The sequence below is a fragment of the Syntrophorhabdaceae bacterium genome, assembly GCA_028713955.1.
Classification (GTDB): domain Bacteria; phylum Desulfobacterota; class Syntrophorhabdia; order Syntrophorhabdales; family Syntrophorhabdaceae; genus UBA5609.
Map to the genome: position 1 here is coordinate 1 of JAQTNJ010000105.1, position 10,353 is coordinate 10,353.

General features: G+C 50.7%; 9 protein-coding genes. 5 read left to right on the forward strand and 4 right to left on the reverse strand.

Going from position 1 to position 10,353, the window contains the following annotated elements:
- Window positions 1-108: 108 nt before the first annotated feature.
- The 4 genes from PHU49_09880 to PHU49_09895 are packed head-to-tail and all read right to left on the reverse strand — an operon-like array spanning window position 109 to window position 7,034.
- Complete coding sequence (locus tag PHU49_09880; GenBank protein ID MDD5244314.1) at window positions 109-558, reverse strand: hypothetical protein; 450 nt, start codon at window positions 556-558, stop codon at window positions 109-111.
- 47 nt (window positions 559-605) lie between these two features.
- Window positions 606-3,368 (reverse strand): DUF499 domain-containing protein, encoded by a 2,763-nt coding sequence (locus PHU49_09885; protein ID MDD5244315.1) that lies wholly within the window; start codon window positions 3,366-3,368, stop codon window positions 606-608.
- A gap of 22 nt (window positions 3,369-3,390) precedes the next feature.
- On the reverse strand, window positions 3,391-4,509 hold the full coding sequence (locus PHU49_09890) for an MBL fold metallo-hydrolase (protein MDD5244316.1): 1,119 nt from the start codon (window positions 4,507-4,509) through the stop codon (window positions 3,391-3,393).
- Window positions 4,510-4,523: 14 nt separating this feature from the next.
- Entirely contained in the window at window positions 4,524-7,034 is a 2,511-nt protein-coding gene (locus tag PHU49_09895; protein ID MDD5244317.1) for a hypothetical protein, read from the reverse strand.
- A gap of 14 nt (window positions 7,035-7,048) precedes the next feature.
- Here PHU49_09895 and PHU49_09900 point away from each other — a divergent pair, with 14 nt between their 5' ends.
- From PHU49_09900 to PHU49_09920, 5 genes are read left to right on the forward strand one after another with little or no spacing between them, the layout of a single operon-like run.
- Window positions 7,049-7,396, forward strand: coding sequence for a hypothetical protein (locus tag PHU49_09900; protein ID MDD5244318.1), 348 nt, complete (start codon window positions 7,049-7,051; stop codon window positions 7,394-7,396).
- Window positions 7,393-7,737, forward strand: coding sequence for an IS66 family insertion sequence element accessory protein TnpB (gene tnpB, locus PHU49_09905; GenBank protein MDD5244319.1), 345 nt, complete (start codon window positions 7,393-7,395; stop codon window positions 7,735-7,737). Before PHU49_09900 ends, tnpB begins: the two co-directional genes overlap by 4 nt.
- Window positions 7,738-7,776: 39 nt before the next feature.
- Window positions 7,777-8,616 (forward strand): DUF4338 domain-containing protein, encoded by an 840-nt coding sequence (locus tag PHU49_09910; GenBank protein MDD5244320.1) that lies wholly within the window; start codon window positions 7,777-7,779, stop codon window positions 8,614-8,616.
- Window positions 8,601-8,750: a hypothetical protein gene (locus PHU49_09915; GenBank protein MDD5244321.1), complete on the forward strand. Its 150-nt coding sequence runs from the start codon at window positions 8,601-8,603 to the stop codon at window positions 8,748-8,750. Before PHU49_09910 ends, PHU49_09915 begins: the two co-directional genes overlap by 16 nt.
- On the forward strand, window positions 8,747-10,273 hold the full coding sequence (locus PHU49_09920) for an IS66 family transposase (protein ID MDD5244322.1): 1,527 nt from the start codon (window positions 8,747-8,749) through the stop codon (window positions 10,271-10,273). The genes PHU49_09915 and PHU49_09920 overlap by 4 nt, the downstream gene beginning before the upstream one ends.
- Window positions 10,274-10,353 lie beyond the last annotated feature (80 nt).

Below are 10,353 nucleotides of genomic sequence, written 5' to 3' on the forward strand. Positions count from 1 at the left end.
GGGAAGATACCGAAACCGATGTTACTCCCCGATACGGTATGGATCAATAGGCCGGTATTAAAGAGTGATGGGAAGATACACTAAATGTTTTGCAAAAGTGTCTCATTTTCATTGACATGTTCCGTCTACGGTGTTGAACTGAGTCAGTATCTGATCAACTAGCGTCTTGCCACCCTCCAGACCGTTAGGATATGACAGTTTCCGTGGTTCTTCCCAAGACAATGCAGCTGGAGTGAATATAAGAGCTCGATCATCCACTATCACCACGGAGAGCCTGATACCTTGTATCGTTTGCAAGTTCAGGGCAGCGATTTCATTTTTAGCGGTTTTCAGAGCATCGATTTCCCCGAACCCATAACGAACAGCGCTTTCATCGGGGTCAACATAGACAGTGCATTTAACGCGCTTTTTTGTGGCCAACTCAATAAGCGTAATGACTTCTTCTTTATAATAACCTGGCTTGGCGATCAGTATTCGTTCTCGTGCTTTTTTCAAAAACTCAAGGAAGTTCTCCTTTGTTACTTCGACCAACTGCACCTCAGAATCTATCTCGCTCATAAAATCTCCCCCATATCCCATTGTCCTTATTTTGAATAGCTTAAAATTTACTCAATCTTCACTTTATCGCTCAGGCCGAGGTCGGAGAGGATTTGCTTGAGGTCTGCCTCCATGTTCTGCGCAGTATCAGCATTGATCGAAAAGCTGAAATCGATACCGATCTTGAGGTCTGTACCTGAGCGAAGCTTCGGAAGGATCTTTGTCCCCAGGCGGTTCCATATCTCAGGTGGGATGTTGCCGGACAGGCGGATGGTCTTTGCGGCAGGTGCCACGGGTTCTATGGGCTTGCCTTCTGTCTCCGGCTTTCCGGCAGGTTCACTGACAGGTGGGCTTTCCTTTCCAGTTCCAATAATGGGCGGCTGCAAGGTTCCCTCTACCAATGCCCTTGCCTTTTCTTTTCTCAAGAGAAAAACGCCGCTCTCAAAAACCACTTCATCTCGTGATATTTGTTCCCGGAACCACATTCGATCATACGTTCCATCCGGCTTCTGTCCTGAAGCAAGTCCGAAATCCCCCTTCGGAACAAACTCGACGATCTTCTCCTTTAATGTGGCATCCGTATCCATCAGCCTCGTGAGGGAGCCGTTGAGAAAGTTCTGACGAAGGCCAGACAGCGGCCATGCCCCACTCTCTTTCAACGCGGGCGGCCAGTTGCGGTCAATATAGCCAGCACCCACACTTTCGCTGAGCAGACCCTGAGATTTCAGTGCAGTGATTATCCTGCCAGATAAGCTTTCACTACCGCTTGAATGTCCGGCGCCGAGGTCTATGACCTTTAATCCATTCTTTTCCTTACTGTCCGCTATGACAACGTAGCGGTATCCACCCCATATCTCGTCCTTCACAGTCTCATCGGCATCGGCGACCTTTGAACGCACATCCGCCCTGTCCGCTTTATCAAAGTCTGCACCGAGGGTCCCCTCCACTATCTCTCTTTCCACACGCCTCCATGCAAGAAGCATCTCGACTTTGTCCCTCAGGTCTCTCCCGGGTTTCTTCACGCACCATAGGAGTGCTGCAGGATACAATCTCGGCGATTGCCCCCGCTGCCTCATCCATTCTGTTATCTTTTCACTGATCGCGCCGCTGCCGTTCCATTCCGTTTCCGGGTCGCCTACCACGAGCGTTAGCCTTGGGGAATCCTGAATGGCCGTACTCTCATCAGGAAAATAGATCACAGGCACCATGAGCTTTTTGCCGAATTCTTCCTTCACGTACCGCTTCATCTCCGGCTTGATCTCAGATTCCTCGTCAAGCGATGCCTTCCGGTCATTGACGACCTTTTTAAGGGTTGCCTGGTGCCTGATCTGGAAGCCGTCGGTGCCTACCTTGCGGATAAAGTACGCCTTTGTCTCCAATGCAAGAGCGGCATTGTCGATCGACGTCGTATCGATCTCCGGCTCGCCGAGGGCGAAGCGCAGTTCAGGGAGATGGGCGATCTTATCGATCTGACCCCCTGAGGATTCAAAAAGAATGGCAGTCGCTACTCTGCGGTGGATATCCTTCAACGGACCTTTCGTGTCTGCGTCGAGGGCACGTGCGTGCGAGTGCTCTCCTGCGATATCGGCATCGATGGCAGTAATGAGGCGTGATTCCCCAAGCTGGCCCAGCACAATGCTTTTAAACTCATTAATTTCAAGGGGCGCCGATCCGAGGGTAATAAAGGGCTCCCTCCGTGCGTTGTTGAATCCGTCACGGTATGCCCATGATATCCACTGTGCAAGCATCGCCAGTGTCCCGCGCGTCTGCTGGTACTGCGGCAGGGCCTGCCACTTCCTCTGGAACACGGAAAGGGTTGCAGGATGAAAGGGATAACATGCGGCAAACCTCTGTTTGAGATAATCCTTTGCCTTTGCCTCGGTCGTTGCAGTATCCACGGCAGTCCATTCAGAAGGCAATTGCGCCCGCCTTTCGTAGCACCAATTCGCATAGGCGCGGGCGATCTTCTCCCTCTCCTTCTCATTGCCGAGGTCCTCGAATAGCCTCCTTCTAACTACCTCACTGATCTCTGTCTCGTCATTTGCGATCAGGTCCTTCGCAACGCGCCTTACCACCTTCGTGATCCGGTCCTGCCATTCGAGATCAGAGTTTGTCATTTCAACCTGGCTTCTCGGCAAACTTATGACCGCGGCACATTGTGTCGTTCCTGTTGTTGCTACGGTAAGGTTCTGGAGAAAGGCATAGAATGCGTCTGCCATGTTGCGATGGCGGTTCACGAAATTGAGGACCTCATCAAAAAGAAGCAATACCGGGGCATTTGCCGTCTTAAATAACTCGCCGATCGCCTCAGTCCCTGGGGGCGTCGTCTTTGCGGTCTTGCCGAGTGCAGCTATGCCTCTGTCGTCTGCGATCTGTCGCGCCATGTCGATCCAAGGGTTCTCCTTGCCATCCTTCGGGTCCCATGCATTTCCTACGAAGACGGCGACGCGTGCCTCAGGGATCGAAGGAAGCTCTGCCTCTTTCAGAAGAGGGGTAATACCCGAAAATACCTTTGAGTTCTCTCCATTCTTTGCGAGGTGGTAGAGGGCTGCCAAGGTGTGGGTCTTGCCGCCGCCGAATTGAGTGATTAACGTGAGGACCGGGGCGGTGTTCTCTGTCTTGCCGCTTAATCGTCTGAGCACCATCCCTGCGTGGTCGTTGAGGGCCTTCGTGAAATATGTACGGGAAAAGAATTGGGCGGGCTTGCAGTAATCCTCGGGCGCGGTGCCGGCAATAACCTGTTCAAGGGCTATGGCAAATTCATCGGGATTAAAGGAACGCCCTTCCCGTACCTCTTTTCTTGGTCTCGCTATTTTATACCACGGTTCCACATTCCCCTCCTCATAATCCTATTTATTTGCACGCGCATTGTCGTGTATCTGTTTCATTCCACACCCCTTTTTGCCAGCTTAGCTTTACTGGTTGTTTGCTATTGTTTGCTGGATTACAAAGGGTACAAAACCTTTTTAGCTGCATAGCATATTCCTGGCAAGGTCTCTTTTTTGTTTTGCAGTCAGATCGAACCCACGTAATGTCACCTCGTATCTTGGAATAAGCACTGGCGTTATCGATTGACCCATGGTGCGGTGCTGTAACAACGGCAGGTTTCTCAAAATCTATTTTTGATGTTGTGAAAGACAGGTCGGAATCAGCAGTAAAAAGAACCGAGCCATCCTGATTACTATCATATCTGAAAACCAGTGATTCTTGATTTGCAACAGTTAAACATAAAATATCGATAATAGACCCATATGTCTTAATTTTAGCAACCTCTGTGCAGTTTAATGGTATGAATTGTGTACCGTTAATTTTAGCTCCACAGCAACTTCTTGAAGGATCGTATTCAAAAAACCTGATGTTGCATCCCTTATTCCAAGCCCTTTCAATGATTTTTATAATTCTGTTTCCTGCACGTATCATGTCAGCAAAAGGAGTAATTTTGCTATACATAATTTGAGGATAGGTATAGATGTAAAACTCATGGTTTTCTACATCGTCTATCGATTCACTAAGATTTTCAATTAGCATGCCAATATCCCTGTCTTTAACGCTGGGATTATCGATGTGGTCTTTATTGCCAAATTTTGGTTCTTTGTACTTATTGATATCACATTGCTGCCATTTCTCCAATAAAGCTGGGGAATCCATTATTGTTTTTAATAAATATTGATGCCAGCTATGGGATTGTGCCGCAGATTCGATGAAGGCATACCATGTCCCCGGAATCCATACCTCTTCGACATAAATACTTGATTCGAGAACACCGATTATTCCATTCGCATGGTCACTATCGTTATGAGAACAAATAATTGTATTTATTGTCGTGATTGCACGATCCTTTAGAAAATTAGCGACTTGTTGATAATATTGTCCTCCATCAAATAGAAAAACACTTTCTCCATCGCAAAGCAGAAATGAATCTCCACGTCCTACTGGAAGAGCTTCAAATTGAAATATTGTCTTTTTCTCCACAGTTTTCCATTCACTTATTTCGGATATGCGAGGAGCATGGCGTCAAGGAGGCGCTTCTCCTCGCTTGTCTTCGGGTACAATGCAGATAATGCGTTTGCAAGGCGGATGAAATCTGTTCCCCGCTCATGCTCAGTTCTCAGCAGGGCTCTCAAAGCATTGGGCTGTCCGCTTGACTGAAGAAGCATTGCCGCATGGACACGGTCAAGGGTCGTCGCCTCGCGTCGTGAGCTAAGGGTTTCCTCAGAGACATTGATGCTGATCCGCTCGGTGGTTGTCTTCCTCCGGCCTCTTACCCTCGGTGCAAAGGTCTCTTCATATTCGGGGAAAAGCATTCCCTGCAACTGGACATCTGGACTTCGCTCTATACGTTCGGCAACCGATCGCGTCCCTTCTTTTCCGAAAAGCTGCTCTGCCCTCTCCGAAACAGAGAGCAAACGTACAATGCCCTTCTTCGTCTCGATTATTCTCCCTTCCCATTCGGGCAGATGGATGCCGAGGGGTTGGGCAAAACGTCGCGCTACATCGAAGATGAGGCTGAAACCTTTCGGTTTTGTTTTCGATGACCCATCTTCCTCATCTTCGTTATCATCATCGCCTTCGATCTCTTCTTTTTCACCTTTTCTCACATTCCCAGATTCACCATTGCTGCTCTGCAGCGTCCAGAGAAAAAGTGCTGTCAGTCGTGCATCTTCTTCCAATGCCCCTGCCATACCATTCCTCGCAACGGCCTCTGCAGACCCAAGGACATTTTCAAGAGCCGTCCTGCCGACCACTTCCCATACCTTTTCAAGATACTGTGCAAGCGTTACTTCTTTTCCGTCGGCGGTTTCGACCCTTGAGTACCTGCTGAATATCTCCAGCGCCGGGCCGATGCAGGCAAAGACGAGGTCAGCGCCACGAATATGCTCTTTCTGCAACCGTTCCATCCAGTCGCCGACTCGTCGTGGCAATTCTCGGAGCACATCGCCCCAGTCGCCAACGGGAGCATCTTCTGGACGAGGACGACAGACAAGGTGGATGCTGGTGGCAAGAGCGGCGGAATCCATGGCTCGAAGACGGGAGCTCATCTCTGTTGCAATGGGCCACGAACCGGTAATTGTCCACCCACCCTTGATCATCCCAGAAAGAAGAGCTTCCCAGCCTTCTGTTGTCTTGTGGGCAAAAACGATGCAGCCAACTCCGTTTTGATCGAGCACACGCCTACCTTCGGAAAAGGCTTGTCCCATTGATGTTTCATAGAACCGAGGGGTTCTTATACCATGTCCTTTTGTTGTTGTGCTGTCTACTATGATTTCCCGCATTTTAGGCGTAAGCATATTGTTTAGGTCTAGAGGATCCCTAGGCAATAAACCGTTAGGTAGCATACGTTTCATCCAAACATAAAAAAAATCAGAGCAATGCGCGTAACTTATTGCGTCGTAATAAGGAGGATCGGTAAACCATACCGATGCACTCTCATTTGGTAGTGGTGAATCACATGCATCTGACATTTGCACTTGAGAAGAAGTAATATAACTGATGCACACAGACTCTATTGCAGCCGACATACGGGCGACTTGACTCGCAATGGAACCAGTAGATTGACTCCATGGGTTTGCCTCAGCAAAATCCCAAACCATAGGGAGTGCTTGTCTAGCCAGAGCTTGCACCGGACATTCTGCATCTGCCTTCCATCTGGCCAAGGCTACCCAAAAATCCACCACTCTTCCCAGCACTAAACCAAGCAAACCTCCTTCACCATTTAGTCGGGAACTTAGGTAACCAGATGTTGTAAACAATGCGAGCTTCTGACGTGCCGTGAAGGCATCCCCCCAAGTCATCATTCCATACATTGGCAACCGGTTTATATCATGATGCCATTTGTCTACGAGTTCGTTTGGTATAGGGTTCAATCCATTTAGAGTTCTTTCAGCAGTTACTTCTTTCAGTTTTTTCTGTGTTTTCCACACAGCTTTATAATCATTCGCTGTGGACAACCTATATTGCCTCCCTTGCTCACCAATTTGTAGTGCAACAACCGCCAGCAGCCTTGCTCCGCCGATACGATTCCCTTGCCCATCAAAAATCACATCAGCCCCACCTTTTTCTTCAACAAGCTGAGCTCTTACGCGCTCAGGGGGCAATACTGTATTGCAGCATAAGCATGTGGCTTTTGCCCTTGTTACTGTACCAACTGGCACCTCTCTATCATTTTTCGGTTCAAATATCTCAAATTCTGCTTCCGGGCTTTCTCCTTTTCCCTTTGCACCTTTTACTTGATACCTCAATGCACGCTTTCGTCCTTCCTTCTTGGATAACCAGAATGAACGCATAAGGGGAATCTCTGCTCCGCAATTAGGGGCTTCGCATTTTACAGTCCGTGCCCACAAATATGCTATCGGTTTTGCCCCATTTGGGTCATCGGGGTAGAAATCCTTCAATTCCTTTTCCGCTGCTTCCTTGATCTCTTTTCGTGTCCTTCCGGCAACCCTGCGTGAAATAATCCCCCCAAACGCGGTACCATCGTGAGCAGTCCAATAAACCAAAGGAGGCTCACCCCATGTTACCCGCAAAAAGAGCAAAAGAGCACACCGCCCTGGAGCAAGTCCACGAGCTTTTCGAGCGATGGAGAAAGAGCAAAACCGGCCGCGACCCAATCCCGGAGTCCCTGTGGGAGGCCGCCGTCTCCCTTACGGGCGGGTACTCCGTCAACAGGATAGCCAGACGCCTGCGCCTCAATCATAACGATCTCAAGAACCGCGCCCGCAATCAGATCACCTTCATCGAGCTTCCCGTTGCCAAAAACATCGAATGCACCATAGAAATAGAAAAGCCCACAGGAGAAAGAATGAGGATCAAAGGAAGCTGCAATGTGACCGGGCTTGCGAGAGAGTTCTGGGAACGATGATCCAGGTTACCCCTCAGATGCGGATCCTCCTTGCCGTCAACCCCGTCGACTTCAGAAAGGGGATAGACGGTCTTGCCGGGATAGTAAGGGACCTCACGATCGACCCCATGAGCGGATATCTCTTCGTCTTTCGGAACCGGGGCTCCACGTCTCTCAAAATAATCTGCTACGACGGCCAGGGCTTCTGGTGTTGCCAGAAGAGATTGTCGAAAGGAAGGTTCAGGTTCTGGCCCAAAGAAAAGGAAGCGCTCACCCCCATGGCCGCCCACGAACTCCAGGCCCTTTTATGGAACAACGACCCGGAGAAGATGGACGCCCCCATGTGGAAAAAGATAGGATAAGGCTGGACACCGAAACCCGAATATTCTATACTCTTCCGTATGAGATACTGCGGACGGGAATTTACAGAAAAAGAAGTAGACCTCATTGCCCGTCTTATCGGCACAGGCGTGAACCGTCAAAGAATAGCCCGGACGTTCTGTGAAGAGACAAACTGGAGAAAACCCGATGGAGATCTAAAAGAGATGAGCTGCAAGGTGGCTTTCCTCAGGATGCACCGGGATGGCCACATCATATTGCCCCCGCCCACGAAGCCCGCCAACAATCATCTCAAGAAACCCACACCCACCCTTTTCGCCGGCCCCAGGTCCGAGGTTATCACCAGCGCCGGAGAGTGTGCGATAGAGATAGCCGGAAGGAGTACGAGCGCCCTCTGGAACGAATACATCGACCGGTACCATTACCTCGGATATACGCCCCTTCCCGGCGCACAGATGAGATACTTCGTCAAGTCGGACAATGAGGTCCTCGCTCTTTTAGGGTTCGGCGCCGCTGCATGGAAGTGCGCTCCCCGTGACGAGTCTATAGGCTGGGACCACGAGACAAGAAAACGGAACCTCCATCTCGTCGTGAATAACGCCCGGTTCCTTATATTGCCCTGGGTACAATCGAAGAACCTCGCCTCACGGATACTTTCCCTTTGTGCGAAACGCATTACCTCCGACTGGTATGAGCGCTATCATTACAAACCCGTTCTCATGGAGACCTTCGTGGAAAAAGAAAGGTTTGCCGGAACCTGCTACAAGGCCTCGAACTGGACCCGGGTGGGAGATACAAAAGGCAGGGGGAAACTCGATATCCGTCACGAGCATAAGGCGCCTGTAAAGAGCGTCTGGCTCTACCCCTTGAGAAAGGACTTTAGAGAATGGCTAAGAAGCTGAAGCTTCCCAAAAAGAGGGTGGAGGAGATATTGAAGAGGGTCGAAGAAGAGCCGACATTGGCTGACGACTACAGGATCATCAAAGAGATTTTCGAAGACGCGATCCGGATCGGCCTGGTGAAGATCAAGAAATGAGCGACCGCGTTGTCTTAAGTCCCGAGATGGTGGAATCGATATGCGCCCGGGTAGATACAAGCCCCCTATCCGAGCACGACCGCACGGTCATCAAGGCGGTGATGCGGGACTATCTGCTCCTCGGCCGGGCATTTATAGAGAAGAGCCATTCCGTCTCCCGCCTTCTCAAGATGTTCTTCGGGGCCGCAACCGAGAAGGGGCGCACCGTACTCGGCGTGCCGAAAGTAAAGAAAGAAAAGGGGAAGCCCAAGGGCCACGGGAGAAAGGGTGCGGGAGCCTATACCGGAGCAAGGAAGGTCACGGTATCCTCTCCATTGAAAGCCGGGGACGTATGTCCTCTGTGTGAAAAGGGCAAGGTCTATCCCGCCGGGTCAGGCGTGACCGTCAGGATCACGGGGAACGCTCCCCTCGATGCAACCCTATGGGAGAAAGAAAAACTCCGCTGCAACCTCTGTGGGGAGGTATTCTCTCCTGATCTTCCCAAAGAAGCGGGCGACAAGAAGTACGATGAGACCGCGGGCGCCATGATCTCTCTCCTGAAGTACGGAAGCGGTCTCCCCCTGAACAGGCTTGATGAATTGCAGGAGAGCCTGGGAGTCCCGCTGCCTGCTTCCACCCAGTGGGAGATCATTGAGAAGACCGCGGACCGGATTTACCCTGCCTATCAGGAGTTGATACGGTGCGCCGCGCAGGGCGCTCTTCTTCATAACGACGATACGACGATGAAGATACTCGCCGCCGCCGAAGACGGCGAGCGGAGCGGGACCTTCACGACAGGCGTTCTCTCCGTTACGGACGAGCAAAAGATCGCGCTTTTCTTTACCGGCCACAAGCATGCGGGAGAGAACCTGGCCGATCTTCTTAAAGAAAGGCCCCCGGACCGGGGGCCTCCGCTTCAAATGTGCGATGCCCTCTCCCGGAATATGCCGAAGGAGTTTGTTACCCTCCTCGCTCACTGCCTGGCCCATGCCCGGAGGAACTTCGTAGATATCGCGGAGAGCTTCATGGAAGAGTGCCGGTATGCGATAGAGATACTGGCGGGGGTATATAGGAACGACGCCATTGCACGAGACATGACCCCTGCTTGCCGGCTCGCCTATCACCAGGCGGAGAGCGCGGCCCTCATGGAAGAACTCCATGAATGGATGAATAGGCAGTTCAACGAACGGAAGGTAGAGCCGAACTCGGGGTTGGGGAAGGCCTTCTCCTATATGCTGAAGCATTGGGGACCGTTGACACTCTTCTTGAGGGTTGAAGGGGTGCCTCTCGACAACAATATCTGTGAACGGGCTTTAAAAATGGCCATCCGTCACCGCCGGAACTCACTTTTCTATAAAACCATGCATGGGGCATATATCGGCGACCTCTTTATGAGCATCATCCACACCTGCCGTTTGTCGAAGGTCAATCCCTTCGATTATCTGGTGACCCTGCAGAAACATACTCATGAGGTGTTCAAAAACCCGGAAAAGTGGCTGCCCTGGAATTACCGGACAGAAGCGGCCGGCTCATCCCTGAGATAGATTACATTTGACGGTTACGCAGGTTTACCGGAAGGACACCACCCATGAGGATGAAAAATGGCACAGGGAGAAGGGTAAAG

Bases quoted from the DNA above. Each gene is read 5' to 3' on its own strand.
- PHU49_09880 (MDD5244314.1), bottom strand. From the start codon at position 558: ATGAGCGAGATAGATTCTGAGGTGCAGTTGGTCGAAGTAACAAAGGAG.
- PHU49_09900 (MDD5244318.1), top strand. From the start codon at position 7,049: ATGTTACCCGCAAAAAGAGCAAAAGAGCACACCGCCCTGGAGCAAGTC.
- PHU49_09915 (MDD5244321.1), top strand. From the start codon at position 8,601: ATGGCTAAGAAGCTGAAGCTTCCCAAAAAGAGGGTGGAGGAGATATTG.
- tnpB (MDD5244319.1), top strand. From the start codon at position 7,393: ATGATCCAGGTTACCCCTCAGATGCGGATCCTCCTTGCCGTCAACCCC.
- PHU49_09910 (MDD5244320.1), top strand. From the start codon at position 7,777: ATGAGATACTGCGGACGGGAATTTACAGAAAAAGAAGTAGACCTCATT.
- PHU49_09920 (MDD5244322.1), top strand. From the start codon at position 8,747: ATGAGCGACCGCGTTGTCTTAAGTCCCGAGATGGTGGAATCGATATGC.